The 22,368-nt window shown below is 68.8% G+C and carries 25 protein-coding genes, 4 pseudogenes and 1 riboswitch; of the genes and pseudogenes, 10 read left to right on the top strand and 19 right to left on the bottom strand.

Annotation, left to right across the window (positions count from 1 at the left end; translation table 11 throughout):
- Window positions 1-159: 159 nt before the first annotated feature.
- The 3 genes from ACWD3C_RS10085 to ACWD3C_RS10075 form a co-directional block, all read right to left on the bottom strand.
- Window positions 160-507 carry a hypothetical protein gene (locus tag ACWD3C_RS10085; RefSeq protein ID WP_451142056.1) on the bottom strand — a complete coding sequence of 116 codons (348 nt, stop codon included), beginning with the start codon at window positions 505-507 and terminating at the stop codon, window positions 160-162.
- 40 nt (window positions 508-547) lie between these two features.
- Window positions 548-754: an alcohol dehydrogenase catalytic domain-containing protein gene (locus ACWD3C_RS10080; protein WP_451142054.1), complete on the bottom strand. Its 207-nt coding sequence runs from the start codon at window positions 752-754 to the stop codon at window positions 548-550.
- 64 nt (window positions 755-818) lie between these two features.
- The gene (locus ACWD3C_RS10075; RefSeq protein ID WP_451142052.1) at window positions 819-1,187 is read right to left on the bottom strand and encodes a DUF6479 family protein; all 369 of its coding nucleotides are present in this window, start codon (window positions 1,185-1,187) and stop codon (window positions 819-821) included.
- Between the two features lie 97 nt (window positions 1,188-1,284).
- On the opposite strand from ACWD3C_RS10075, the gene ACWD3C_RS10070 reads away from it, so the two are divergent.
- Window positions 1,285-1,659: a ferredoxin gene (locus tag ACWD3C_RS10070; protein WP_451142050.1), complete on the top strand. Its 375-nt coding sequence runs from the start codon at window positions 1,285-1,287 to the stop codon at window positions 1,657-1,659.
- A 67-nt stretch (window positions 1,660-1,726) separates the two neighbouring features.
- On the opposite strand, the pseudogene ACWD3C_RS10065 reads toward ACWD3C_RS10070, so the two are convergent.
- From ACWD3C_RS10065 to ACWD3C_RS10050, 4 genes and pseudogenes are all read right to left on the bottom strand, one after another.
- Window positions 1,727-2,335: pseudogene (locus ACWD3C_RS10065) on the bottom strand (DNA helicase); the annotation flags it as partial.
- Window positions 2,336-2,892: 557 nt separating this feature from the next.
- On the bottom strand, window positions 2,893-3,117 hold the full coding sequence (locus tag ACWD3C_RS10060; protein WP_451142292.1) for a hypothetical protein: 225 nt from the start codon (window positions 3,115-3,117) through the stop codon (window positions 2,893-2,895).
- 273 nt (window positions 3,118-3,390) lie between these two features.
- Window positions 3,391-3,771, bottom strand: a pseudogene (locus ACWD3C_RS10055) (DUF6083 domain-containing protein); the annotation flags it as partial.
- Window positions 3,772-3,923: 152 nt separating this feature from the next.
- Window positions 3,924-4,193 carry a helix-turn-helix transcriptional regulator gene (locus ACWD3C_RS10050; protein WP_345566346.1) on the bottom strand — a complete coding sequence of 90 codons (270 nt, stop codon included), beginning with the start codon at window positions 4,191-4,193 and terminating at the stop codon, window positions 3,924-3,926.
- 433 nt (window positions 4,194-4,626) lie between these two features.
- On the opposite strand from ACWD3C_RS10050, the gene ACWD3C_RS10045 reads away from it, so the two are divergent.
- Window positions 4,627-5,412 (top strand): hypothetical protein, encoded by a 786-nt coding sequence (locus tag ACWD3C_RS10045; protein WP_451142048.1) that lies wholly within the window; start codon window positions 4,627-4,629, stop codon window positions 5,410-5,412.
- Window positions 5,413-5,522: 110 nt separating this feature from the next.
- Here ACWD3C_RS10045 and ACWD3C_RS10040 read toward each other — a convergent pair whose 3' ends face one another.
- The 4 genes from ACWD3C_RS10040 to ACWD3C_RS10025 all read right to left on the bottom strand — a co-directional run bounded on the left by ACWD3C_RS10040 (window position 5,523) and on the right by ACWD3C_RS10025 (window position 8,450).
- A complete protein-coding gene (locus tag ACWD3C_RS10040) occupies window positions 5,523-5,741 on the bottom strand; it encodes an ImmA/IrrE family metallo-endopeptidase (protein WP_451142046.1) in 219 nt (72 codons plus the stop codon).
- A 377-nt stretch (window positions 5,742-6,118) separates the two neighbouring features.
- Entirely contained in the window at window positions 6,119-7,297 is a 1,179-nt protein-coding gene (locus tag ACWD3C_RS10035; protein WP_451142044.1) for an acyl-CoA dehydrogenase family protein, read from the bottom strand.
- 135 nt (window positions 7,298-7,432) lie between these two features.
- Window positions 7,433-8,200, bottom strand: coding sequence for a CbtA family protein (locus tag ACWD3C_RS10030; protein ID WP_451142042.1), 768 nt, complete (start codon window positions 8,198-8,200; stop codon window positions 7,433-7,435).
- Between the two features lie 25 nt (window positions 8,201-8,225).
- Window positions 8,226-8,450: a CbtB domain-containing protein gene (locus ACWD3C_RS10025; RefSeq protein WP_451142040.1), complete on the bottom strand. Its 225-nt coding sequence runs from the start codon at window positions 8,448-8,450 to the stop codon at window positions 8,226-8,228.
- Between the two features lie 35 nt (window positions 8,451-8,485).
- Window positions 8,486-8,626: riboswitch (cobalamin riboswitch) on the bottom strand.
- Window positions 8,627-8,789: 163 nt separating this feature from the next.
- On the opposite strand from ACWD3C_RS10025, the gene ACWD3C_RS10020 reads away from it, so the two are divergent.
- The 3 genes and pseudogenes from ACWD3C_RS10020 to ACWD3C_RS10010 all read left to right on the top strand — a co-directional run bounded on the left by ACWD3C_RS10020 (window position 8,790) and on the right by ACWD3C_RS10010 (window position 11,286).
- Window positions 8,790-9,383, top strand: coding sequence for a histidine phosphatase family protein (locus ACWD3C_RS10020; RefSeq protein ID WP_451142038.1), 594 nt, complete (start codon window positions 8,790-8,792; stop codon window positions 9,381-9,383).
- 479 nt (window positions 9,384-9,862) lie between these two features.
- Window positions 9,863-10,729, top strand: a pseudogene (locus ACWD3C_RS10015) (UvrD-helicase domain-containing protein); the annotation flags it as partial.
- Complete coding sequence (locus tag ACWD3C_RS10010; RefSeq protein ID WP_451142036.1) at window positions 10,684-11,286, top strand: amidohydrolase family protein; 603 nt, start codon at window positions 10,684-10,686, stop codon at window positions 11,284-11,286. The pseudogene ACWD3C_RS10015 and the gene ACWD3C_RS10010, both read left to right, overlap by 46 nt.
- Window positions 11,287-11,398: 112 nt before the next feature.
- Here the strand turns inward: ACWD3C_RS10010 and ACWD3C_RS10005 are convergent, their stop codons facing one another.
- Entirely contained in the window at window positions 11,399-12,271 is an 873-nt protein-coding gene (locus ACWD3C_RS10005; protein WP_451142034.1) for an alpha/beta fold hydrolase, read from the bottom strand.
- A gap of 428 nt (window positions 12,272-12,699) precedes the next feature.
- Between ACWD3C_RS10005 and ACWD3C_RS10000 the strand changes: the two genes are divergently transcribed.
- Together ACWD3C_RS10000 and ACWD3C_RS09995 are read left to right on the top strand one after the other, a co-directional pair.
- A complete protein-coding gene (locus ACWD3C_RS10000; RefSeq protein WP_451142032.1) occupies window positions 12,700-13,302 on the top strand; it encodes a TetR family transcriptional regulator in 603 nt (200 codons plus the stop codon).
- A 19-nt stretch (window positions 13,303-13,321) separates the two neighbouring features.
- Window positions 13,322-13,465: an alpha/beta fold hydrolase gene (locus ACWD3C_RS09995; RefSeq protein ID WP_451142030.1), complete on the top strand. Its 144-nt coding sequence runs from the start codon at window positions 13,322-13,324 to the stop codon at window positions 13,463-13,465.
- 112 nt (window positions 13,466-13,577) lie between these two features.
- Here the strand turns inward: ACWD3C_RS09995 and ACWD3C_RS09990 are convergent, their stop codons facing one another.
- Window positions 13,578-14,150 (bottom strand): TetR/AcrR family transcriptional regulator, encoded by a 573-nt coding sequence (locus tag ACWD3C_RS09990; protein WP_451142028.1) that lies wholly within the window; start codon window positions 14,148-14,150, stop codon window positions 13,578-13,580.
- 103 nt (window positions 14,151-14,253) lie between these two features.
- Entirely contained in the window at window positions 14,254-14,721 is a 468-nt protein-coding gene (locus ACWD3C_RS09985; protein ID WP_451142026.1) for a winged helix-turn-helix transcriptional regulator, read from the bottom strand.
- A 92-nt stretch (window positions 14,722-14,813) separates the two neighbouring features.
- Here ACWD3C_RS09985 and ACWD3C_RS09980 point away from each other — a divergent pair, with 92 nt between their 5' ends.
- Window positions 14,814-15,314, top strand: a complete 501-nt coding sequence (locus tag ACWD3C_RS09980; protein ID WP_451142024.1) for a PaaI family thioesterase — start codon at window positions 14,814-14,816, stop codon at window positions 15,312-15,314.
- A gap of 201 nt (window positions 15,315-15,515) precedes the next feature.
- Here ACWD3C_RS09980 and ACWD3C_RS09975 read toward each other — a convergent pair whose 3' ends face one another.
- The 4 genes and pseudogenes from ACWD3C_RS09975 to ACWD3C_RS09960 all read right to left on the bottom strand — a co-directional run bounded on the left by ACWD3C_RS09975 (window position 15,516) and on the right by ACWD3C_RS09960 (window position 20,286).
- Window positions 15,516-16,583: an alkene reductase gene (locus ACWD3C_RS09975; protein ID WP_451142022.1), complete on the bottom strand. Its 1,068-nt coding sequence runs from the start codon at window positions 16,581-16,583 to the stop codon at window positions 15,516-15,518.
- 242 nt (window positions 16,584-16,825) lie between these two features.
- Window positions 16,826-17,246: pseudogene (locus tag ACWD3C_RS09970) on the bottom strand (ATP-binding protein); the annotation flags it as partial.
- Between the two features lie 55 nt (window positions 17,247-17,301).
- Window positions 17,302-19,191, bottom strand: coding sequence for a propionyl-CoA synthetase (locus tag ACWD3C_RS09965; protein ID WP_451142020.1), 1,890 nt, complete (start codon window positions 19,189-19,191; stop codon window positions 17,302-17,304).
- Between the two features lie 183 nt (window positions 19,192-19,374).
- On the bottom strand, window positions 19,375-20,286 hold the full coding sequence (locus ACWD3C_RS09960; RefSeq protein WP_451142018.1) for an alpha/beta hydrolase: 912 nt from the start codon (window positions 20,284-20,286) through the stop codon (window positions 19,375-19,377).
- Window positions 20,287-20,433: 147 nt separating this feature from the next.
- Here ACWD3C_RS09960 and ACWD3C_RS09955 point away from each other — a divergent pair, with 147 nt between their 5' ends.
- Window positions 20,434-20,685 carry an enoyl-CoA hydratase/isomerase family protein gene (locus tag ACWD3C_RS09955; protein ID WP_451142016.1) on the top strand — a complete coding sequence of 84 codons (252 nt, stop codon included), beginning with the start codon at window positions 20,434-20,436 and terminating at the stop codon, window positions 20,683-20,685.
- 305 nt (window positions 20,686-20,990) lie between these two features.
- On the opposite strand, the gene ACWD3C_RS09950 is transcribed toward ACWD3C_RS09955, so the two are convergent.
- The gene (locus ACWD3C_RS09950) at window positions 20,991-21,614 is read right to left on the bottom strand and encodes a TetR/AcrR family transcriptional regulator (protein WP_451142014.1); all 624 of its coding nucleotides are present in this window, start codon (window positions 21,612-21,614) and stop codon (window positions 20,991-20,993) included.
- A gap of 158 nt (window positions 21,615-21,772) precedes the next feature.
- On the opposite strand from ACWD3C_RS09950, the gene ACWD3C_RS09945 reads away from it, so the two are divergent.
- Window positions 21,773-22,368, top strand: a 596-nt coding sequence (locus ACWD3C_RS09945) for an NADP-dependent oxidoreductase (RefSeq protein WP_451142012.1), incomplete at its 3' end; no start/stop codon positions are given.

Raw genomic sequence — 22,368 nt, 5'->3', positions numbered from 1 at the left:
CCGGCGGAGAGAAACGGAAACCGAGCGGGTCCGGTGAAGTCCGGTCCGGTTCGGCAGCGCCTCAAAGGGGCGCGGGGCGGTGACATCAGCGGCTCCGCCGCGGGGTGCGACCAGCCACGACGGACCCGCAGGCGACGCACCGGACCTCCAACGGAGCGCTCAGGTGCGGTCGCCCTTCGGCTTGCCCCGCTGGTCCGGTGTCCCGTGCGGGGGCGGACTCATCGGCTCCGGCGAGGTCGCCGGAGACACGGGCGAGCCGGTCCTGCGCCGCTCGCCCTCTTCGGGGCGTACGGCGCCGGGGTCACCCGAGGTCGGCTCGGCGCCGGAGCGCAGTTGCTCCAGGCGGGCCGTCAGGACCTCGGTCGCGGAGCGGCGGTCGGCGTGGGCGTGCTCGTAAGCGAGCAATTGCTCCACCTCATCGGCGGTGAGCGCGCGGACGCGGCTCTCCAGAGAGCCGATCGGCAGGTGGTCGTAGTCGGGCAGCGGTAGCGTGCCGCGGTCGGCCATGGGTCTCACTCCACTCGGGACGGTTCGGGTCGGTGGCGGCTCACGTGGTGTCGAGCACGACCGCCTCGTGGCCGAGGACACGGCTCTGTTCGAGACCCGGCACGGTGCCGCGCACGAAGTGCAGGTCCGTGCCGCAGATCGCCGAGGTGGTGATGCGGACGAGCGCGTCGTGCCGGTCCTGGATCTTGGGTTCGGATACGTCGTCGAGGCGGATGTCCCCCACCCCGTGCCACACGACGGCCTTCATCGGCCCTCCTCACGCTGTGATCTCCGCGATGTCGCGGTTCTGGTTCGCTCACCGGGGCGGCCGGTCAGTGGGAACCGAGTCCGCCGCCCCCGAAGGAGCCGCTGCTGCCCCTGCTCCAGCGCCGCCGTGGCTTCGAGGGGACCGGACGGGAGCCCATGTTGCCGAAGGACTTCAGCTGGTGCGGGGTGAACCGGTAGCGGCTCTTGACCAGCTCATCGGGCTCGCGGCCCACCAGCTCCTCATGGACGGCGCCACCGTCCGGAAGGTGCGGCTGCTCCTCCGGGCGCGGCGGGGGCGGCTCACTGCGCCGTACCCGTCGGCCCAGCCAGACGGCGCCGATCAGCATCGCCACGATGAAGATTCCGGCGACGAATGGCCCGATACCGATCAGTAGGTGTCGGTTGACGGCGATATCCATCCATTCCGTACTCATGAGATGTGAGTACCCCCGTGGGAACCGGCGAACCGACGAACGGGCTCAGTGAGGGTTTGCCGAGTTTGACGGGTTCGGCACCGGCTACCCGACCGTCGTGACCTCGACGACAACGCAGCAGGAGCTCATCCGGTTCCTGGAGGACCGCTTCGCGTGCGCCCAGGCGTGCACCGAGTGTGCACGGGCGTGCGCACTGCGCGCGAGCCTCGCCGATCCGGACGGGCCGGAAGACCAGGAACGTATGCGGCGCAAGGGCATCATGTGCGCGGAAGTCTGCGACGCGACCTGTCGTGTCCTCTCCGAACAGACCCGCCTCGACGAGGCCGGCCTCCGCGTCCAGGTGGAGTGGTGCCGAGCCGTCTGCCTCGAATCCGCCCACGTCTTCGACGACGACCCCGGAGGGGAGGAAACCGCCCAGGCCTGCCGCGACTGCGCCCAGTCCTGCACGGACTTCCTCGCGACGCTGGGGTGAGGGGGGCGGGGCCGTTCGACCGGCTGAGACGCCGGGGCGGTTCGACCGGCTGAGACGTAGTGCGGCTGTCGGCGTCGATCTTTGGTTCGGTGAGGGCCCACATCTTCAGGTAGTGGTCATGCTCGAAACGGACCACGCCCTGCTCGGGATTCTGCAGGTCTCCCCACGCCTTGTCCGCGAACGACGTCACGACCTCGGCGAGGCGGGCGTGTTCGTCCGGCGCACTCAGGCCGCGCAGCGCGGGTACGTGGTGAGAAGCCAGCGTGCGATCAGCCGAGTGGCAGAAGCGGGTCACCGTGCGCAGGACGCTGTGTGACAACGTCCTGTGGCTGATCTCGTGATCTCCGATTCGGACAGGAGAGGTGATGCCGAGGGCCTGCCCGATCTTCCACGCGGGTTGGCGGGGGCTGTTGAGTCTGCGAGCGAAGCGGTGGCCAAGGGCTGCGTAGGCCGTGGCGTGGGTGGTCTTGCACATCACGGATCGCGGGAAGCGTGCGGAGGCATCGTGTGCGATGTCCTTGTTGAAGGCGAGGTAGCGCCCTCGGCGTTTGGTGCTCGCGGCGAGCAGGCTCAGCGTGCTGGTCTTTCCTGTGCCGGCGCCGGCCTGCAGCACAAGGTGATGGCCATCTCGGAATGCTTCGACAGCGTGAGCCTGTTCGTCTGTGGGTGTGTGCAACAAGGGCTCCACGGAGGAGAAGGGCTAAGGGTTCGGGTGCGCGTGAGACTGGCTCCGCCCAGCGCGGCCGGCGGCGTACGAGTCAGATACGGCTGGACCACGACGACGGAGCAGGATGTGGGCTGTGCAAGCCAGTACGTCCTCGGAGGAGTGGAGAGCGAGCAGGCCTTCGAGTTGCGCCGTCAGTTGCAGGGAGCGTTCTCTCTCGTTCCGATCGAGGGCTGCGGTCAGGCTCCGGGCGACGAAGTCTCCGGGGCGCTGTCCTCTGGCGGTCGCGGCCTGGCGGATCGCCGCTCGCGCGGTACGGCTGAACTCGAGATTGAGAAGGACCTGCCCGTGCTGGTCGGGGTAGTGGGTGGTCAGGACATCGATGGGCAGAAGGTGGTGCAGCCGTCGCCGTAGTGACCGCAGCGCGCGGCCGGGGGTCCTGGCCGGCTGGACGGCCATCAACCGGGTGCGGTCGGCGTTCGCTGCGAGTGACACCGTACGACGAGCTCGGTGGAGCTCGCCATTGGTGGCTGGCCTGGTCAGCAGGATTTCAATGCCATGGTGCGAGGTCACGACCCAGCCGTTCTATGCTCGTGGTGCGTCGGGCGCGGATGACGGACGTGGTTCGGCAGGCGGTTGTGGATGTGCGCGCGGTGGAGCATGGGGTCGAAGGGCTCCCAGTCGGCCAGCGCGAGGTCCGCTGCTGACTGGGTTGCGGTGTGGGTGGAACAGCGCTGCATGCGCCAGCGCAGCTGCTCGGCGTAGGGCAGGGCGGTGAGGTCATATACAGCCATGAGCTCACAGGGCAAGGCCAGTTGCCCCCGTGTGGCCGTAGCGGGTACCAGCCTCCAGACGCCCACGGGGACGTCCGCAGTGAGCAGCCTCTGCGAGCAGCGGTCGCGATGCCGCGTCTGCGCCACGCACTGGATTTCGTCCACAGGTTGCGCAGCGAGGTAGCGGACATACAGGAACTGCACTACGGGTCTGGCGGGTCGGCAGCCGTCCGGTTGTGCCATTGGCCGGCTCGAAGGGGTGATCGGGGTGAACACGCCGGTGTCAATCAGACGGCGTGTGTGCAGGGCCAGATCCCGGCGCAGCCCATCCAGCGCGGAGGCTTCGGGCGCAGCGTCGCGGGCGGGACAGACTGGGGCGTGAGCCAGGCGGCACCAGGCTCTGCCATCGCCGGCCGGATGGGCGACACCAGAGCTGACGTGCCAACGGTAGGCGGTGGGCACCTCGGCCGCGGGCACTTCCCGGGGGTGCAGGCGGACGGGCCGCGCAAAGCTGCGGTGGTACCACTCGACCGGGTTGCCGCACTCTCGGCAGCGATCACGCTGAGCGCAGCGGAGGAGCCGACTGGGGCTGTCGTGCTCGATACGCAGTGAGCGTCGGGGGTAGGCGACAGCGGGGCTGTCGTCCCAGTGCCGCGGTGTGGATGAAGAACGCATGCGTGCGAAGGTGCCAGGCAACACGCCGCATCCACAGCGCCAAGGCTGGAGAGTCCCTCGAACAGCCCCATTCCGTGAAACGCACATTCGAGTTGTCGATCAGAGGTTCGTGTCGCTTCGCCGGTCCGGGTGATTGGCGCGAGCCCTCCCAGTCAACGGTCAGCGCCGGTCGGCCCCGGGGGCTCGTGCCCCTCACACACGGCTCCGAAGAGCTCGTCGAGTGGAGTATTCAAGGCATGGGCGAGGGCGTGCCAGGTCTTGAGAGTGCCGATGGTGCGCCCCTGCTCAATCTCGATGAGCGTCCTTCTGGCCAGGCCGCTTCGAGCAGCGAGCTCGTCATAGGTCCAGCCGCGCGCCGCCCGCAGCCGCGCAAGCTCCAGACGCAGCGCCTCGAAATCCGGGTCGGGCGGGAAGATCGTCACCCGACAATCCGACGGTGCAGACCACTGCCCTGTCAGTGCAGACATCTGCCCTATTTCTGCAGGTGACACCATTAAGTGAAGGGCAGAGGTCTGCACTACCGTGTGCGGGCCACCCCACCCTCTGCGGGTACGGCGCAGACATGACGGGAGGAACACGCCCCCCATGAGGCTTTGCACGACGCGACCCGGCGTCCGGCGCGCCTGGACCGTGGAACTGCGCCCGCAGCCCGGCGGACCGATCCTCGTATGCCAGCAGTGCTCCCACAGCGACCGACTGCTCAGCGGCACGTCCGCTCGGTCGGAGCTCCTGGCCCACCTGGCACGACACGCTCGCCGCGATCTCCTCCCTGCTCACCTTCGTACCTGCCAGTGCCACGAGCGCGGCTGCAGCTGGCACCCGCGCCATCGAGGCTGCGGTGGGCCCATCCGGCTCGTGCTCGCACGCGAGCGAGGCGGACGGCTGTGGCGCCTCGCGGACGCGTGCACGGCCTGCGCCGCCGCTACCTCACAAGCGGCCGTCATTCCCGACACGTTCATCAACGCTGCGACGGCGCCGCCGGCGCATGCGGACATCCGTCGAAAGCACCGAAGCCCCAGAGGCCCGGACAGGCAGACCCGGGTGCGGGAGATGCTCAACTACCTCGCCTCCGCGCTGCCGACTGAGACCGGCCCTGCCGCCCGACTGATCGCCCTGCAATGCGCCTTGCGCATGAACGACTCGGCTCAAGTCCGCTTGCCGCTCGGGGTACTGCGCAGCCTTCGATTGGAACCTGCCACGGATTCCTGGCGGGATCTCCACCAGGCACGATGGCTATGCGCAACCCTGCCCACGTCGCACTCCAACGCACGCGCTGTGGTCATCCAGCTCCTCGACGTCGGGCTCTTCGCCCAATGCCCGGCCCGTCCCGACCGGCTCGCTGCCGCAGACTGGGCGCTGCGAGCCGCTTGCGGCATCCGCATGGACTGCGCCCCGTTTTCCCAGCTCATTGCCATGTGTATCAAGGCCCATACCGCTCCCGAGAGCACCCATGGAACAGCTGAAGTGGATCAGCTGGCACGCGAGTGCGGGCTGGCCGCAACGGATTTCACGGATGCACTTGACCAATTGACGGCCGCAGGGCACATCAGCTCCTGGAGCGTGCAGTCGGCGTCGGGAGATCTGTACTGGACACTGACAGAGCCCGGCGAGCGTGGATGCGAAGGAACGACTCGTCGGTGACTGGCAGACGTCGACGGTCCGTCACACGCAACGTCGATATCGCAAACATCCGCGCCGAGGCGCCGGGGGCATCGCTCTCACTCTCAGCGCCGACGCGGGATCCTGATCGACTAACGTCGAATTCCCGCCGCTCGCTTCTGACGCGTCCGCTGAGCGATTTTCCGAGCGCCTGAAGCATTCATACGCCAGGCCGCGAATTGCAAGCTGACGTCGAACTGCTCCGCCACCTGTTCGTCGGTCCTGCCCGACAGAGCCGCGCCGATCGCCGCCGCCATGGGAATGAGCAGCTCCCCAGAGAGAGCCGCGGCCTGCTTCTCCTTCAGCGCCATCTCAGGGCCTAGGTCGCGGCACCCCCCGTCAGCCGCCATCGCAGCGGATTCGGAGTCGACGGCGTTTCCAGTGCTCGCGGCGAAGTGCCAACTGCCGCATCACCGCTCGGCCGTCATCCTGATCCCACAGAATCACGGTGCCAACTATCCTCGGTATGTGACATCGGCCTACGCCGTTCAACATCCGGGACGCCGGTGACCTGAGTATCGGCCACCGCCTCAGCCCCGCACGTCCCAGTAGCGCTGGCCCTGAGAAATTAGCAGGTCAGCTGGCCCAGGACGCCAACAAGCCAAGCTCATCGCGCGTGAGGCAAGCGCTCCGCTCAGTGCCAACTATCCCGCTTTTGTGCCAACTAAAAAGCCTCGTCACACACAGCTCAACGGCGGACGCGCGGCATGCCGAGCCCGATCCACGAGATGATCTCGCGCTGGATCTCGTTGTTGCCGCCGCCGAAGGTGAAGATCACCGCTGAGCGGTAGCCGCGCTCCAGTTCGCCGTGGAGGACCGCGCCCGCCGAGCCCTCCTTCAGGGCGCCGGCCGCGGCGACGATCTCCATGAGCCAGGCGTAGGCGTCACGGCGGGCCTCGGAGCCATACACCTTGACGGCGGAGGCGTCCTGGGGGGTGAGGGTGCCCTCCTGGACGGCGTTCACCATCTGCCAGTTGAGGAGTTTCATCGCGTCGAGCCGGGTGTGGATCTGGGCCAGGCGGCGGCGCACCCAGGGCAGGTCGACGACGCGGCGGCCGTCGGCGAGCTTGGTCTCCATGGCCCAGCGCTGGACCTCGTGCAGGGAGCGGATGGCCATGGTGCCGTGGGCGGCGAGGGTGACGCGTTCGTGGTTGAGCTGGTTGGTGATCAGCCGCCAGCCCCTGTTCTCCTCGCCGACGCGGTGGGAGACGGGGACGCGGACGTTCTCGTAGTAGCTGGCCGTCGTGTCGTGGCCCGCGAGGGTGTTGATGAGGGTGCAGGAGTAGCCGGGGTCGGAGGTCGGGACCAGCAGCATGGTGATGCCTTTGTGGGGCGGGGCGTCCGGGTCGGTGCGGACGGCCAGCCAGACCCAGTCCGCCGTGTCGCCGTTGGTCGTCCAGATCTTCTGCCCGTTGATGACGTACTCGTCGCCCTCCCTGACCGCCCGCGTCTTCAGCGAGGCCAGGTCCGTGCCCGCGTCGGGCTCGCTGTAGCCGATCGCGAAGTCGATCTCGCCGGAGAGGATCTTCGGCAGGAACGACGCCTTCTGCTCCTCGGTGCCGTACCGCATGATCGTCGGGCCGACCGTGTTGAGCGCCATCAGCGGCAGCGGGACGCCGGCCTGGGCGGCCTCGTCGAAGAAGATGAACTGTTCCATGGCGGTCAGTCCGCGCCCGCCGTACTCCTTCGGCCAGCCCACGCCCAGCCAGCCGTCCGTGCCGAGGCGGCGGATCGTGTCGCGGTAGAACCGCTTCTGCGCGGCCGGTCCGGCGTGCCGCGTGTGGGCGCCCGCCGGGACCAACTCGGCGAAGTAGGCGCGCAGTTCGGTGCGCAGCCGCTGCTGCTCGGGCGTGTATTCGAGATGCACGGCGCCTCCTGGCTCCCCACGGCCGGACCTGACGGCGCACACCGTAGAACGTGTTCCAGAAATTGGGAACACGTGCGGGACACATGGCTAAGGCTCCCCGGAAGTCCGGGGAGCCTTAGCCATGTGGTCGATCGCTCAGCGAGTGGCGGGAGTTGCCTGTGCGGCGCTTCCCTTCTCCCGGGCGGCTGCCGGGCGCGGAGCCAGGAGCCGTTCCGCCAGGTGCCCGAAGACCAGGCCGTACGCGGTCCAGAGGGTCACCTGGATCGCGAGGGCGGACAGCCTGTACTGCCAGAGCAGCGTGGCGGGGAAGCCCTCGGGGGCCTCGTCGTAGGACGGCAGGAAGGCATACGCCAGGCCTACGGCGAGGACGAAGAAGGCGCCCGCGGCGACGGTGGCGTTCCAGTTGCCCAGGCGGGGCGCGAGGCGCTTGCCCAGGATCACGGTGCCGACGGCCAGGAGCACGCCGAGCACGATCATCAGGAAGTACAGCACGGTGCGCTGGTCGAGGGCGTCGGGGCTGCCGACGGCGGGCGGGTTGGGCGGGTACTTGAGGAAGGGGACGACATAGACCGCGACCAGCCCCGCCACCGCCAGGAGCAGCGCGCTCGCGCGCGGCCCGAAGAGGCCGATCCGGCCGAGCGCGAAGCAGTACGCGAGAGCGGCGATGCCGCCGAACGCGACGCCGTAGACCAGGACGCCGGTGCTCAGACCGGTGGTGGACTGCAGGGTGCGGCTGAAGGGTTCCTCGCCGCCGTGCTCATGGGCGTGGGCCTCCTCGAAGGCGATGGCCTCGTCGACCCGCGGCTCGCCCAGGAAGTAGGCGACGACCAGGGCGAGAAGGCCTGCGGCGAGGCCCGCGAGCATGCCGCGGACCAGGAGGTTTCTGACCGTTGTGGAGTTCATGCGCGGTTACGGTTCCTCGTCGCCGTCAGTGGCAGGGGAAGCCGAGCAGGTGGCGGGCGTCGTGCACCCACTCGTGGACGCCCTCCCCGGACAGCAGCGAGGTGGCGCCCTGTTCGGCGCCGACGAAGTAGAGCAGGACCAGCATCAGGATGCCGAAGAAGACCGCCCAGGGGACGATCGCGCCGACCGGCAGCTTTGCCGGTACGGCGGTGGGGGTTGCGGCCGACGATGCGACGGCGGACTGCGCCATGGCAGGACCTCCTGGGGAACTCGCGTCCCGTCTCGGTGGTGCACAGGACGACGGCCACGGGTCTGACTTGCTCAGCCCCTGTCGCCCCTGGCGGGCGCGGTACGGGCTGGGCTTACAGTGGCGCGACCGTGCCGGATTCCCACCGGCTTCCGTCGACCGTCATCGATATCGACGCGAACGTACCGCGAAGCGGGGTTCCGGCCAAGGGCGCATGGGCGGCGCACCGTGCGCCGGTGACCTGGTCACGCGGCCGTTTCCAGGTCGCCTTATGGTCATGTCCCGGACAGGGCAAGGGTGTTGAGTACGAGCCGAGGACGAGTCGAGTACGAGAGTGGGCGGATGACGAGCCGAGTGATGTTGATCTCACCCGCACTGAACAAGGCCCTCCGCGAGGCCCGTTTCGACGACGGGTGCCCGCTGGACGCCGCCGGCCTTCGGTCGGCCCACGCGGCCGCGGGCACGGTCCCGGCCGCCGACCGGGCGTGGGTCTCCCCCAGCGTGCGCTGCCGCGAGACGGCCGACGCGCTCGGGCTCGACGCCGTTTCGGTGCCCTCACTCGCCGGTCTGGACGTCGGCCGCTGGCGCGGCGCGGACCTGGCGGAGGTCAGCGGCAGGGAGCCGGAGGCGATGGTCCGGTGGCTGTCCGAACCCGACTCCGCCCCGCACGGCGGCGAGTCGGTCCGCGCGCTGTGCGACCGGGTCGCACGCTGGCTCGACACGGCCGCCCAGGTCGGCGGCCGCACCGTCGCCGTGGTCGAGCCCGAGGTCGTACGGGCCGTGCTGGTACGCGTGCTGGGCGCGCCGGAGTCCGCCTTCTGGCGCGTCGACGTACCCCCGCTGACCGCCACGGAACTCAGCGGCCGGGCCGCCCGCTGGAACGTACGGGCAGGACGGCCGCTCGGGGAGACGGGCGCCTCCACTGACCCCGCGTGAGCCGGCCGCCCTCGACGAGGGCAAGCTCCTCCGTCCGGCGCGCGGGTCTGCGTGGTGAGGCGCGGTCAGCCGGGCGGGCGAGACCCACGCCCACTCGGCCTCGGCCGACCGGACGGCCCTGGTTGCCGACCTCGACCGACGCGCCGACCGCGCTCTTCGCCCGACGGACCTGCCCCGTCGGGCGACCAGGCAGCCCTGGTCCCACTGAACGGCCCCCTCCCGCCTCAACCTGACCGATGACGCCGACCTCAACCGCCGGGCGGGCCGCCGAACCATCCGGCTGACGGTCGCTCGGTGCACGTGGCGGCCTCGCCGGGGCAACCCGGACCGGTCCGCCGAGCGAACGCACCCCGGCTGCCCACGCGCGGGAAGGCGGCGGCCAACCGGGGCCGGTCCCGATCTCCACTGCCCCGGGGACTCTCCGCACCAAACTGCCGTACGATCCCGCACCACCGAACGGGCCCCTGGAACACCCGAGCTTCCTCTTCCTCGACGAAGCACAGGACACCAACCCCGTCCTGGAACAGGTCTTCGCCGCTCAACGTGCCCACACCCAGCTGGTCATGGTCGGCGACTCCGCACAGGCGATCTACGGCTGGCGCGGAGCCCGGGACATCATGACAGGCTTCGAAGCCACCCACCTCACCCTGACTCGATCCTTCCGCTTCGGCCCCCTCCTTGCCGAACAAGCCAACCGGTGGCTCGCGTTCACCGACGCGCCCATCCGACTGACAGGCACCGAGGCGATCCCGACGAAGGTCGGTCTCGTCGCCTCCCCGGACGCGGTGCTGTGCCGCACCAACATCGGGGCCATGACCGAGGTCATGCGACTGCTGGCCGCCGGCCACCGCGTCGCGCTGACGCGGGGAGGGCATACGCTCGTCGCGCTGGCGCTGGCTGCACGGGACCTCAAAGACGGCCGTCGCACCGCCCACCCAGAACTCGTTCTTTTTGCCTCCTGGGGTGAGCTGCAGGAGTACGCGGATCACGATCCGGCCGGCCGCGATCTGCAGCCTTTCGTAGAACTTGTCGACCAGCACGGACCCGAGGCCATCATCACCGCGGTCCACGCACTGACCGACGAGGACAAGGCCGACGTCACGGTCTCCACGGCCCACAAGGCCAAAGGCCGGGAATGGCCCACGGTCAAGATCGCCGATGACTTCCCCCCGCCCCCGGACAGCGATCAACACGACGACCGTGGTCGCCCGATCCCAGAACCCGTGAGTGAAACGGACGCCCGCCTCGCCTACGTCGCCGTGACACGCGCCCGCAGTCGGCTCGATCTCGGTGGTCTTTCGTGGATCGACCTCATTCCAGCCGCCTCGGACGGAGTGGTTCAGTGAGCGGAGGTGACCGGCGGGGCGGTAGCTTCGTCCGTGGGGAGTGCGGGGTATCGAGTTTCCTGTGCGAGGGTCTCGGGGAGCACGGCGACGACGGCGATGCCGTGGGCGCTTCCCGTGAACATGCCTCGGCACGGACAACTCCTACCTGCTCCAGGCCCTCGGCAAGGTGCCGGGGCCCCCTCCGCGGCGTGGCCGTCATAGACCCCGGACGTCGGGGGGAAGAGCTCGACCGGCTCCTGGAGACGGGTGCGTGCGGGATCCGCCTCAACCTGATCAGCGGCCCGGTGCCCCCGCTGGAAGATCGGCTCTGGCAGCGAGTGGTGCACGAACTCGCCGCCCCTGGACTCCACTTGGAAGTCCAGGCACAGCAACGCCAGTGGGAGGAGCTGGAACCCTGGCTGCTCGGCTGGCCCGGCGCGGTGGTTGTCGATCACCGGGGGCTGCCGGCGGCCTTGTCTCTGTCCTACCCCGGATCCGCTGCGCTCTCCCGCCTGCTGGCCGGACAGCACGTGTGGGCGAAGGCGGCCGTGCCTTGTCGTGCACTCAGGCACGGCTGAGCAGGGGGGGCCGCCTTCCACGGCCAGGGCCGGCGAACGGTGACGGCCGAGCTGACGTTTCCGAGGGCGTTGTGCGAGCGTGAAGGTGCGGGCAGCGCGGCTTGGCTCGGGCTCAGGACCCAAGGAACTCGAGTGCCCTTGCCACGAATTCATCGTGGTACTGGAAGATCCCCCCGTGTCCGGCATCCGGGTAGAGGGGCACGAGTTCGCTCCTGGGCAGGCGGGCGGCCAGGTCGAGTGTGTTGTGGCTGGGCACCATGCGGTCGTTCTCGCCGTTTGCCACGAGCACCGGTTGGCGAATCTCCGACAGGTCCGACGGCGCCTGACGGCCCCATTGTCTGATGGCCTTCAGCTGGGCTCGGAACGCCGGCAATGAGATGTCCTTGTCGCGGTGGTGCGTGCGCTCCTTCAGCCGTTCCAGCAAGGCCCGTCCCGCCCGCCGACCGCCCTCGGTTTCGGTGAAGAAGAGGGAGAGCTTGGGATCCTGGCGGGTCAGGGCGCCCTTGAGCGTGGCCTGGAGGGTGAGCGCCGGGACCTTGTCGATGCCGGGGCCACCGGCGGGGCCTGTGCCCGCCAGGATGACCTTGCGGATGAGGTGAGGTTCTTGTTCCGCGATGACCTGTGCGATGAAGCCGCCCATCGACAGGCCGAGCAGATCGACCTGGTCGAACCCGAGGGCTCGGATGAACAGCACCGCGTCGCGGGCCATCGCCTCGATCGTGTCCGGCGTGGAGCCGCTCGATCCGCCCACCCCGCGGTTGTCGAAGGCGATGACCCGGCGTCGTGCGGCGAGTCCGTCGACGACGCGTGGGTCCCAGTTGTCCAGGACCCCGGCCAGGTGAATCAGGAGGATCAGCGGTACGCCGTCCTCAGGGCCGAGTTCCCGGTAGGCGAAGTCCTCGCCGCGGACGGACACGGAGCGGGTCAGCGCGTTCTGGTACGACGACGAGGGCGAGGAGGACGGTGAATTCCGCGGTGTGTTCATGTGCAGGTCCTTCTGTAGCGGGTTTCAAGGACGGAGTTCTCTTCGCCGGCGCCCGATGCGCTGCACCGGTGCTGTCGACCAGGTCGCACAGTGGCGGGTGCCGACCCATGTCGGCCGGCTCGTTCTGATCACCCGGCATCCGCCTCGCCGAGCACTGAGGCGGCGCTGATCGAGGGTCATTGAATTACATTCACAATACTGTGCACGGAGACGATGGATCGCCAGCGAGCCCTCGCAGTCGACCGCACTCCACGACGCGCAATGAACACCCCCGAGCGAGGGGGGGGGCAGCGCCACCCAGCACGGCGCCTCACCGCCGAACGGGTAGCCACTGGGGCCTTGAATCCATTGAAGTACGATCGAAATACAATATGGCGAGGGCGCCCGCCAAGAGCAAGCAGCCCCTCCGACGAGCAAAGGAGCGCGCGGTGCGCTACGGGAAAGAGCACAAGCAGGCGACCCGGCAGCGGATCATCGAGGCGGCCGGACGTCGGTTCAAACGGGACGGCATCGACGGCTCGGGCATCTCAACCCTCATGACGGACGCGGGGCTGACCAACGGCGCCTTCTACGCCCATTTCACGTCGAAAGACGACCTTGTGGCCACCGCGGTCGCCGACCAATTGCAGGCGCAGAACGCGACCATCGTCGCGCAGGCGGCACCCGGTCGCGCAGGACTTGAGCAGATCGTGCGCTGGTACCTGTCCGCCCGGCATCGCGACAGCTCCGACGACGGCTGCCCCTCCGCCGCCCTGCTCGACGAAATCCGGCGCTGCACAGACCCGACCAAGCAGGCTTACACCGACGGCGTACTGATGGTCATCGACGGCATCGCCGCCCGCCTGGCACCCGACGATCCCCTCTCGGTCCGCACCAAGGCGCTCGGCGCCTACGCCATGATGGCCGGGACACTCCAGCTCTCCCGAGCCCTCACCGACCGGCAGCTTGCCGACGAACTGCTCGAACAGGGCATCCACAACGCCTTCGCCCTGCTGGGCGTGGAGTATGGGCACTCCAGCCCCGCGATGTGACACACCCGCACCCCCTTGGATGGTTCCGACCCAGAACTCGGTCGACCTGGCGCGGCGAGTGCCGAACGGCGAGTTGGTCCTCTACCCCGACGCCGGCCATGGCGGCATCTTCCAGTTCCACGGGCAGTTCGTGGAGACGGCTCTCAAGTTCCTCGAGCGGTAAAAGGTGTGCGGTGCGGTCGTAGTCTGGGCCGAGGGTGGTGCCTCAGGGTCGTGGCGCCCTTTGGGTGAGCGGCTCGAGGCACCCGTTCACTGACGCGACCTCGCCTTCCGCCTCACCCCATGAAGGCGAGAGCGTTCTCGATCCCCAGCTCAAGGACCTCATTGGCGCGCTTCTGATCGGACAGGGCGCGGGACAGCTGCATCGTCCCCACCAGCATGGTGAACAGGCCGATGGCCTTTGCCTGAGCGGACCGCGGGTCCTCGGGTGTCAGGCGGGCGGAGATCTCCTCCAGGACGGCCCGCGCGCCGTCGCTGTAGGCCTGCCTGGTCCCGTCCTCGCAGCGGCCGATCTCGTCGAGAAGGGCGGCGGAGGGGCATCCGAGGCCGGGGTTGTCCCGGTGCTCGGGGGACAGGTACTCGCGAATGAGGTCCTCGAGTCCCGGGCGGCCGGGTCGCAGGGTGCCGTACCTCGCGATCTGCGTTTGTAGTTCCTCGGCCACGACATGGGCGACGAGGTCGTCCTTGGATGCGAAGTGGGCGTAGAAGGCTCCGTTGGTGAGCCCCGCGTCCGCCATCAGCGTGGAGATGCCCGAGCCGTCGATGCCGTCCTGCTTGAACCGGTGGCCGGCCTTCTCGATGATGCGTCGCCGCGTCACCTGCTTGTGCTCCTTGGCGTAGCGCACCACGAGCTTCCTCCGTTCGCTCCGTAAGGCCCATGCTTCGCACTCAAGGGTAATCCATGGCCTGACGCACGTAATATCATGACCGGCGTGCCCATGTCCGGCGTGCTCACGACCGGATGCGGGCACCGGGTCCGAGTCGGGCGGTGACTTCCGTGGCGGTAAGGGTGGTGTGGTCTGCGGAGCACTCGACGACGACGCGGACCGGGGCGTCGCAGTCGGTGTGACGGATGTCCAGTACGGGCCCCTCGGGACCGAGGGCGTACGCCTCGCCCCACTGGCTCAGCGCCATCAGGACAGGCCACAGATCCCAGCCCTTGCGGGTCAGGCGGTACTCGTTGCGGGAGCGGCTGCCCGGCTCCTGGTAGGGGACGGTCCTCAGGATGCCGGCTGCGTTCAGCTTCCGGAGGCGGTCGCTGAGGACGGCTTCCGACAGGCCGATGTGGCGGTGGAAGTCGTCGAAGCGGCGGACTCCGTTGACGGCGTCACGCAGGATCAGCAACGTCCATTTCTCTCCGACCACGTCGAGCGTGCGCTGGACGGGGCAGTTCTCCGTGCTCGCCTCAAGCCACTCCATCCGGCCATCGTAAGGGTCTGGCTTCGTCATTGACAGTCAGGTGAGCGGGAAACTAGCTTCGCTTTCAAAAGTCAGACGGAAGGTGCCCGGTCGTGGGACGAACGCGTACGTATCAATGGGAAGATCCCGCGATCCTGGCGGAAGCCGCCGGACGCATGGCCGGCATCGACTTCCTGCGTGAGTTGCAGGCGGGGCGACTGCCGGGGCCGCCCATCAATTACTCCATCGACTTCACTCTGAGCGAGGTGGAGCCCGGCAGGGCGGTCTTCTCCCTGACACCGGGTGAGGAGCACTACAACCCGATCGGCAGCGTGCACGGCGGCATCTTCGCCACCCTGCTCGACTCGGCGGCTGGTTGCGCAGTCCAGTCGACCCTTCCCCAGGGCGTTGCGTACACCTCGCTCGACCTCATGGTGAAGTTCCTGCGACGGATCACCGTGGACACGGGTACGGTACGCGCCATCGGCACGGTGGTCAGCAAGGGCCGTCAAACCGCCCTGGCCCAGGCGCAGTTGGTCGACGGCACGGACCGTCTGCTCGCCCATGCCACCAGTAGCTGCATGCTCTTCCCGGTGCCTCCCTCGCAGAGGTGAGCCTCGGCGGCGACCGCTATCGGTCCGGGCCGTGATGCCGGACTCCCTCGATCGCGGCGCAGAACGCCGGGGTGTGAGGTGAAACCGCTGCGGCGCACCTCGGTCGCGGCCCGTAACTCCTCGGGTCGCCGACTCCGTGCGCCGCAGCTGTGTCGAGGCGCCCGAAGGTGGTGGTTCCCTCGGGCACCGGGCTGCTCTTCGTCAGGCGGCGTGGGTGGGGTAGTCGGTGTAGCCGGCCGCGCCGCCGCCGTAGAAGGTGGCGGGGTCGGGGGTGTTCAGGGGGGCGCCGGAGCGTACGCGCTCGACGAGGTCGGGATTGGCGAGGGCCATGGTGCCGACGGTGACGACGTCGGCCAGACCATCTTCGACGTCCTTGGCGCGGGTGGCGATGTCGGCACCGGCCCGGTTGAGGATCAGGGAGGTGGGCCACAGCTTGCGGAGGGTGTGCAGGAGTTCCTCGTCGCCGCCGTGGCCGATGTGCAGGTAGGCGAGGTTGAGGGGGGCGAGGGCGCGCAGGAGGTGCGGGTAGAGCTCGTGCGGGTCGCTCTCCGTGAGGTCGTTGAGCTTGAAGGGGTTGCCGGGAGAGATCCGGATGCCGGTGCGGCCGGCGCCGATCTCGTCGGCCACGGCCGTGGCGACCTCCACCGCGAAACGGATGCGGTTGTCGAGGGAGCCCCCGTACTGGTCGGTGCGCTGGTTGGTGCTGGGGAAGAGGAACTGGTTGACCAGGTAGCCGTTGGCCCCGTGGATCTCGACGCCGTCGGCGCCGGCCGCGATGGCGGCCGCGGCGGCGCGCCGGAAGTCGTCGACCGTCGCGGCGACCTCCTCGGTGGACAGCTCGCGCGGCTCCGGCATCTCCTGGAGCCCGGACGGGGTGAACGTCTGGCCGGCCGGCTTGATCGCGGAGGGTGCCACCGGCTGCCGGTGGTGGGGGGTGTTGTCCGGGTGGGAGATGCGCCCGGTGTGCATCAGCTGGATGACGATGCGTCCGTCGGCCTTGTGTACGGCGTCGGTGACCTTGCGCCAGCCGGCGATGTGATCCTCGGTGTAGATACCCGGGGTCACCGGGTAGCCCTGGCCGTCGGCGGAGGGCTGGGTGCCCTCGGTGATGATGAGCGCGTGCGAGGCGCGCTGGGCGTAGTACTCGGCGTTCAGCTCGGTCGGCACGCCGTCCGGGGTGGCCCGGCTGCGGGTCAGGGGTGCCATGGCCAGCCGGTGCGGCAGGGCGATCTCTCCGACGACGGTCGGGTTCCACAGGGCGTTGAGCATGGGTGATTCCTCGGGTGATGGGTGGTGGTTTCGAAAGGGCGGGGGCGGACATCGCGTGGACGTGGACACCGGGCTCTTCTGCTTCCGGGTCCGAAGACGCGCCCGCCCTGCGCACGCCGGCCGAGTCGGAGCCGGCACCGGCCTATCAAATTACGATCGTAATGCTATGTGGTCGGGTGGGCTGTGGCAAGTGGGTCCCTGCTTCGCGCACGAAGTCGCGCGGTGCAGCTCGCGCAAGAACCTCACGCCAGAGCGGATGGGAGTTCCGCAACGCCAGCTGGAATCGCCTGCTCCGCCCAGATGACACTTGCCCTCGCGGTTGTGCCGTGTGCCCCAGTGTTCGGTGGGGTGGGCGACGTGGAGCAGGCCGCGGCCGCCCTCGTCGAAGTCCCGGGCACGGCGCAGGTGCGGGGCGGTGCTGGTGGCGTCGGAGACTTCGCACGTCAGGGCGGACTGAAGGATCATCCGCAGTTTGATGGGGTTCTTGCCGTAGCGGATGGCGGTCGTCACCAGTTCGCTGACCACGAGTTCGGCGGTGAAGGCCAGTTCTTCCAGCCCTCAGACGGTCAGTTGATCGGATGCCTGGACGCGGGCCGTGGAGACGACTGCCGGGTCGCTGGGGGAGACCCAGGTCGCGACATGATCGGCGTCAAAGGCTCCGGTGGGGCAGTCCGCCGGGCGCGCCCGCCCACCGTCAGCCAGGGATGGCGACATTCGATCACGGGGTGTGACCGGCGCGGCGGAGAACAGGGCGCAGGACCTCGATGACACCGGGGTCGTCCACTGTGGAGGGGATGGGTTCGTCGTGCCCGTCGGCGATGCCGCGCATCGTCTTGCGGAGGATCTTTCCCGAGCGGGTCTTGGGCAGGGCGGCTACTACCGCGACGTCCTTGAGGGAGGCGACGGCGCCGATGCGCTCGCGCACGAGCTGGACGAGTTCGGCCTCGACCTCGCCCGGTTCGCGGTCGACGTCGGCTTTCAGGACGACGAAGCCGCGCGGTACCTGCCCCTTCAGGGCGTCGGCGACGCCGATGACGGCGCATTCGGCGACGTCGGGATGAGCGGCCAGGGCCTCTTCCATGCTGCCGGTGGACAGGCGGTGTCCGGCGACGTTGATGACGTCATCGGTGCGGCCCATGACGAAGACGTAGCCGTCGTCGTCGATGTGACCGCTGTCGCCGGTCAGGTAGTAGCCGGTGTGGGCGGAGAGGTAGGAGGCGACGTACCGGTCGTCGTCCTGCCAGAGCGTGGGCAGCGCGCCGGGCGGCAGCGGGAGCCGCACGACGATCGCGCCGTCGACGCCTGCGGGCACCGGCTCGCCCGAAGCGTCGAGGACCCGGACGTCCCATCCCGGCAGTGGGCGGGTGGGAGACCCGGGCTTGAGGGGAGCCGCCTCGATGCCCACCGGGTTGGCGACGATGGGCCAGCCGGTCTCGGTCTGCCACCAGTGATCGATCACCGGGACGCCCAGCAGATCGCTCGCCCAGTGATAGGTCTCGGGATCGAGGCGCTCGCCGGCGAGGAAGAGGTGGCGCAGGCCGGTCAGGTCGTAGCCCGCAGTGAGCGTTCCCCTCGGGTCCTCCTTCCTGATCGCCCGGAACGCGGTGGGTGCCGTGAACATGGTGCTGACCCCGTACTCGGCGGCAACGCGCCAGAACTGGCCCGCGTCCGGGGTGCCCACCGGCTTGCCCTCGTACAGCACCGTCGTCGCGCCGACCAGCAATGGCGCGTAGACGATGTACGAGTGCCCGACGACCCAGCCGACATCGGAGCCGGTGAACATCGTCTCGCCCGGGCCCACGTCGTAGACGGCCCCCATCGACCAGTGGAGGGCGACCGCGTAGCCGCCGCAGTCACGCACGACTCCCTTGGGCTTTCCGGTGGTTCCGGAGGTGTAGAGGATGTAGAGGGGGTCGGTTGCGGGGACGGGAACACAGTCGGCCGGCGGCGCGGCAGCCACCAGGTCGGCCCAGTCGAGATCGTGAGGCCCCAACTCTGCTGTCTCCTGCGGGCGTTGCAGGATCACGTTCTTCTCCGGCTTGTGGACCGCGAGTTCGATCGCCTGGTCGAGCAGGGGCTTGTACGCGATGACGCGCTTGCCCTCGATGCCGCAGGAGGCGGAGACGACCACCTTGGGGGCCGCGTCGTCGATGCGGAGGGCGAGTTCGCGTGGGGCGAACCCGCCGAAGACGACCGAGTGCACCGCGCCGATACGTGCGCAGGCCAGCATCGCGACAACGGCCTCGGGGGCCATCGGCATGTAGATCACCACACGGTCGCCGTGCCCCACACCGAGCCGCCCGAGTGCTCCCGCGAAAGCCGCCACCTCGTCCCTCAGCTGCACATAGGTGTAGGTGCGCCGGGTGTCGGTCACGGGTGAGTCATAGATGAGCGCAGCCTGTTCACCGCGGCCGGCCTCGACGTGCCGGTCGACCGCGTTGAAACAGACGTTGAGCCGACCGTCGGGAAACCAGCGGTAGAAGGGGGCGCCCGAGGAGTCCAGGGCGCGTCGTGGGGCGACATCCCAGTCGATGCCTTCCGCCGCCTTCAGCCAGAAGTTCTCCGGATCCTCGATACTCGAGCGGAAGACATCCTCGTACGTTCCCATCGCGCACTCCTTTGTGGCATCAAGGGACGGTGGTGGGGCTGCTTGCGGAACGGTGTCGGACACAAGGACCGCATGCCGGCCTACATGGTCGAGCAGGATGCCGACGACCGGCGGACCGGTCACCGGCATCGCGGTGGTGCGGCGGTCCGGCCGAAAGGCCGCTCCGCCCGGTGTGGCTTCAGCTCACGCGCCGAGGTGCTTGCGGAGCCACTGACCCATCTGCTGGATCGCCTCGTCCACCTCGGGTACGCGCCCCGCGCCCAGGACGAACGAGTGCTGTCCCTCGGGCAGCGGGTGGACCTCGGAGGTGACCTTGAAGTCCTTGAGGCGACGGCCCAGTTGGGCGCCGTCGTCGGCGAGGGTCTCGTACTCGCCGTAGAGGACGATCGTGGGAGGCAGGCCGGTCAGATCGGCGTTCACGAGGCTGATCTTCGGATCGGCGAAGTCCACTCCGGGCTCCTGGAGCCAGGCTCCGCGGAAGAGCTCAAGAGTGTTCCTGCTGAGCATCTTGTCGTTGTCTTCGTTCTCGTCCACCGACGCGTTCTGGATGGTGAGGTCGGTCCACGGCGAGACGCTGACGATCGCGCCCGGGGTCGCCTCCCCCTGCGCGAGCAGGCGCAGCGGGAGCATCACCGCGAGGGTGCCGCCGATCGAATGGCCCGTGCTGCCGATGTTCCGCGGCTCGTAGCCCTGCGAGAGCAGCCAGCGGTAGGCGGTCTCGGCGTCGTCGAGCTGCGCGGGGTAGGGGTGTTCGGGCGCCAGGCGGAAGTCCACGACGAGTGAGCGGGCGCCAGCTGCCTTGGCGATGTGGCCGGCGGCCTTGCGGTCGGAGTGCATGGAGGCGGTGACGGATCCGCCGAAGTGGAAGTGGAGCAGTGCCTTGTCGGGGTCGGCGCCCTCGGGGATGGCCCAGAGGGCGGGGACGCCGTTCGCGTCCACCTCGGCGTAGGTGACGCCTTCCGGCTCGGTCGACGCCTTGTGGTTCGAGTCGACGATGTCGCGGATGACGGCCAGGTCGAGACCGGGTGTCGACGACTTCGCGCTCACGCTCGCGAGGAACTCCGCGAACTCGTGTGCCTCTTGGCTTACTCCCATGGTGGTGCTCCTTCGCAGGTTGCTGCCACGCCCACGTCCCGCGTGCAGCCAGGTTGATGTGCTGGTCCTGACGCTACTAGCTGGGTATAGAAAAGTAAACTCAGAAGGGATCGGGATCACCTCTGGTTACGGGGGCGCGGCGGCGCTGTGCGGGCGACCCCCGACGCCGGCGTCGACGCGCTCTCCGCCTCGCCGCAGAGATTGGAGATCACTCACGCCCTGCTGGCCCGGGGCAGGCGGCAGACGTTGCGCGAGTGCCTTGGCGCCGAACTCACTCTCACGCGCACGACCATCCGCACGCCGGACTTCCTGGAGGGCGTCCGAGCGGCCTTGGTCGACAAGGACCGCAGTCCCACCTGGGAACGTGAGGCGCAGGGCGGACAGACGCTGCTGGCCTGAGCGTTTCGCCGTGAGCAGGTTCTCAGAGCCGACCGGGGCGAGGCGGAGCTTGCCGAAATCGGCGCGTGGTTCGATCGGCTGTAACGCACTTGACCGGGTGTGCAGGGTTGTGGACAGGGTTTGCGGCTGTCCGGTGTCCGCACTGCCGGACTGCCGGACTGCCGGACAGGATGTTCTTGCCGAGTTGCGCGGCGCGGATCGCGGTGACGTACCCGCTGTTCCGGCGCCGAGGGCGACGACGCCGTAGTGCGTGTTCATGATGTGCCCCTTTCCGGGGTTTGATGGTTGGCTCGTGGAGCGAGCGGTCATGCGGCGCGGTGGTGGGGTGCCAGGGTGGCGTGGATCTGGTCGCGGATGTCGGCGAGGACGGCTTCGTCGCTGCGGTGCAGGTACATGGTGGCGGTGGTGCTGATGTGGATGATCGCGGTGATCACCCGCGCCAGCGTTGCCGCGTCGGCGGCATCGATGTGCTCGTCGCGGGTGAGCAGGCCGGTGACGCCGTCCTCGAGACGGCCGGCAAGGGCCAGGCCCGCTTGCCGGTAGGGCTCGGCCGGGTCGCCGAAGACGAGTTCGTGCAGGTATGTGCGGCCGTTCTCGATGTGCTCCCTCACGCACTCCACCACGGGACGGATGAGAGCGATGACCCGCTCCAGCGCGCCCTGTCCGACGGCGGTGTTCGCGGCGGCGAGGCCGGAATCGACGGCGGCGGCGAACTTCTCGTTCTGCACCATGATCAGCAACTCGGCCTTGGTGGACGCGTACAGGTAGAGGGTGCCGATCGCGACATCGGCCCGACGGGCGACCTGCTGCGTCGTGACCTTGTCGACGCCGTGTTCGACGAACAGCTCGCGGGCTGCGGTCATGATGCGCTCGCGCTTGGACTGTTTGGCCCTCTCGCGGCGCCCGATCGGCAGGTGACCGCTTCCCATGGGGACCTCCCTTGACAATATTTCTGAGTAGATTCATAGTTGAGTGTACTCGGATTAGTCGAGCGGGGCGAGGTTGCGAGGCCCTCGGATGTCGCGCCGGGTTTGCCGATCCATTCCCATACCTGAATAAATAGGACAAGTATTAGGAGTGACACCTCATGAGGGCGTTCGTCGTCACCAAGTACAAGGAGCCGCTGCAGGAGGCGGACGTCCCCGAACCCACCGTGGGGGAGCACGACGTGCTCGTCCGGGTGGAGGCCGCCGGACTGAACCCGCTGGATGAGAAGATCCGCGCCGGTGAGTTCAAGCAGATCCTGCCCTACAAGCTGCCGCTGATCCTGGGCAACGACGTTGCGGGCACCGTCATCAGCGTCGGGACGGCAGTTCGCGGCTTCAAGCCCGGAGACGAGGTCTACGCCCGGCCCCACCAGGACCGCATCGGCACGTTCGCCGAGCGCATCGCCGTCGCGGAGGGCGACCTGGCACTCAAGCCCGCCTCGATCAGCATGGAAGAGGCCGGCTCGCTGCCGCTGGCGGCGCTCACGGCGTGGCAGGCGCTGGTGGAGCGCGGGAGGGTGCGGCCCGGGCAGAAGGTTCTCATCCACGCCGGGGCCGGCGGGGTCGGTTCGATCGCGATCCAGCTCGCCGCGCACCTCGGTGCGAGCGTCGCCACGACCGCCGGCGGTTCCAACGCGGACTTCGTGCGCGCGCTCGGCGCGGACACGGTGATCGATTACCGCACCCAGGACTTCGA

The sequence above is a fragment of the Streptomyces sp. NPDC002845 genome (genome assembly GCF_053591955.1).
The sequence above is the reverse complement of the archived record's forward strand: the minus strand, read 5'-3'. Positions and strand labels throughout refer to the sequence as shown.

Excerpts from the sequence above, each read along its gene's own strand:
- ACWD3C_RS10085 (WP_451142056.1), bottom strand. The coding sequence starts at position 507 with ATGGCCGACCGCGGCACGCTACCGCTGCCCGACTACGACCACCTGCCG.
- ACWD3C_RS10080 (WP_451142054.1), bottom strand. The coding sequence starts at position 754 with ATGAAGGCCGTCGTGTGGCACGGGGTGGGGGACATCCGCCTCGACGAC.
- ACWD3C_RS10075 (WP_451142052.1), bottom strand. The coding sequence starts at position 1,187 with ATGAGTACGGAATGGATGGATATCGCCGTCAACCGACACCTACTGATC.
- ACWD3C_RS10060 (WP_451142292.1), bottom strand. The coding sequence starts at position 3,117 with ATGGCTGTATATGACCTCACCGCCCTGCCCTACGCCGAGCAGCTGCGC.
- ACWD3C_RS10040 (WP_451142046.1), bottom strand. The coding sequence starts at position 5,741 with ATGGCGCTGAAGGAGAAGCAGGCCGCGGCTCTCTCTGGGGAGCTGCTC.
- ACWD3C_RS10030 (WP_451142042.1), bottom strand. The coding sequence starts at position 8,200 with ATGAACTCCACAACGGTCAGAAACCTCCTGGTCCGCGGCATGCTCGCG.
- ACWD3C_RS10025 (WP_451142040.1), bottom strand. The coding sequence starts at position 8,450 with ATGGCGCAGTCCGCCGTCGCATCGTCGGCCGCAACCCCCACCGCCGTA.
- ACWD3C_RS10020 (WP_451142038.1), top strand. The coding sequence starts at position 8,790 with ATGACGAGCCGAGTGATGTTGATCTCACCCGCACTGAACAAGGCCCTC.
- ACWD3C_RS10005 (WP_451142034.1), bottom strand. The coding sequence starts at position 12,271 with ATGAACACACCGCGGAATTCACCGTCCTCCTCGCCCTCGTCGTCGTAC.
- ACWD3C_RS09995 (WP_451142030.1), top strand. The coding sequence starts at position 13,322 with ATGGTTCCGACCCAGAACTCGGTCGACCTGGCGCGGCGAGTGCCGAAC.
- ACWD3C_RS09985 (WP_451142026.1), bottom strand. The coding sequence starts at position 14,721 with ATGGAGTGGCTTGAGGCGAGCACGGAGAACTGCCCCGTCCAGCGCACG.
- ACWD3C_RS09975 (WP_451142022.1), bottom strand. The coding sequence starts at position 16,583 with ATGCTCAACGCCCTGTGGAACCCGACCGTCGTCGGAGAGATCGCCCTG.
- ACWD3C_RS09965 (WP_451142020.1), bottom strand. The coding sequence starts at position 19,191 with ATGGGAACGTACGAGGATGTCTTCCGCTCGAGTATCGAGGATCCGGAG.
- ACWD3C_RS09960 (WP_451142018.1), bottom strand. The coding sequence starts at position 20,286 with ATGGGAGTAAGCCAAGAGGCACACGAGTTCGCGGAGTTCCTCGCGAGC.
- ACWD3C_RS09950 (WP_451142014.1), bottom strand. The coding sequence starts at position 21,614 with ATGGGAAGCGGTCACCTGCCGATCGGGCGCCGCGAGAGGGCCAAACAG.